1 protein-coding gene is annotated in these 1,333 nt (G+C 75.2%); it reads right to left on the bottom strand.

What is annotated here, in order from left to right; translation table 11 throughout:
- Nucleotides 1-1,333, bottom strand: a 1,333-nt coding sequence (locus GO707_RS11810; protein ID WP_009608399.1) for an amino acid adenylation domain-containing protein, incomplete at both ends; no start/stop codon positions are given.

The following is a 1,333-nucleotide window of genomic DNA, read 5'->3' as shown; positions in this document are numbered from 1 at the left end:
GCTCGCGCTCGCCGGCCACGACGGCCACGGCCCCCTTCACCCCGGGGCATCCGGCCACGGCGGCCTCGACCTCGCCCAGCTCCACCCTGTGGCCGCGTATCTTCACCTGCTGCTGGGAATCCTTGCGACCGAGGAACTCCAAGACGGCTCCGGGCCAGTAGCGGCCCATGTCCCCCGTCCGGTACCAGCGCCCCCCGTCCTCGACGAAGGAGGCGGCCGTCTTCCCCGGATCGCCCAGATACCCGTCGGCCAGGCTCCCCCCGCCGATCCACAGCTCGCCGGGCACCCAGTCGGGGCAGTCGAGGCCGTCCTCGCCCACGACGCGGAAGGACTGGTTGGAGAGGGGCCTGCCGTAGGGGATCGAGCTCCACGACGGATCGACCTCCCCGACCTCGAAGTAGTTCGACCATATGCCGGCCTCGGTCGCGCCGCCCATGGCCACGAGCAGCACCCCCTCGGGCAGCTTCGAGCGCAGACCCAGCGGCACCCAGTCGCCGGAGACGAGGGCCAACCGCAGACCGGCCGCGGCCCCGGGGCCGTCGTCGAGCATCACGTCCAGCAGGGCGGGGGCCGAGTTCCACACCGTCACGCCCCGGGACGAGACGAGCTCGCGCCACGCCGATGCGTCGCGGCGCTCCTCCTCGTCGGGCAGCACGACGGCGGCTCCGAACGAGAGGGCCCCGAAGATGTCGAACACGGAGAGGTCGAAGTCAAGGGCCGACACGCCCAGGACCGCATCTCCCGGCCCCATGCCCCATCGGCGCACGACATCGGCGATGGTGTTCCACGCGGCGGCGTGGCTCACCGCCACCCCCTTCGGCACCCCGGTGGAGCCGGACGTGTAGATCACGTAGGCCAGCGCGCGCTCGGAGGGGCCGGCGGGCGCGGGGAGGGGGTCGGCCGCCTCGAGGCGGGCCAGCTCGGTGGAGTCGACGCACAGGGACGCGCCCGCCTGTTCGAGGATGAGCGCCGCGCGGGCCTCGGGCTGGGAGACGCCGACGGGGACGTACGCCGCCCCGGCGGCCAGCACGCCCAGCACGGCTGCCACCTGGCCGGGCCCCTTCGGGAGCCTGACGGCCACGCGGTCGCCCTCGCCCACGCCGGCGGCGGCGAGCCCCCCGGCGATGCGCAGGGCGCGGCCGGCAAGCTCCCCGTAGGTCGCCTCGCCGTCGGCTCCCCACCGCAGCGCCGGGGCATCCGGCTCGGCCTGGGCGCGGGCGAAGAACCGTCCGTGGAGCGTCCCGCCGCCGAGGTCGGCCCCCTCCGAGTTCGCCTCGGCGCGCGCCGCGCGCTGCGAAGGGGGCAGCAGGTCGGGGAACGGCTCCGACCAGTC

Source organism: Adlercreutzia rubneri (assembly GCF_009755265.1).
GTDB classification, from domain to species: Bacteria; Actinomycetota; Coriobacteriia; order Coriobacteriales; family Eggerthellaceae; genus Adlercreutzia; species Adlercreutzia rubneri.
Note: the sequence above shows the minus strand (reverse complement) of the source record. Positions and strands in the feature narration are given on the sequence as shown.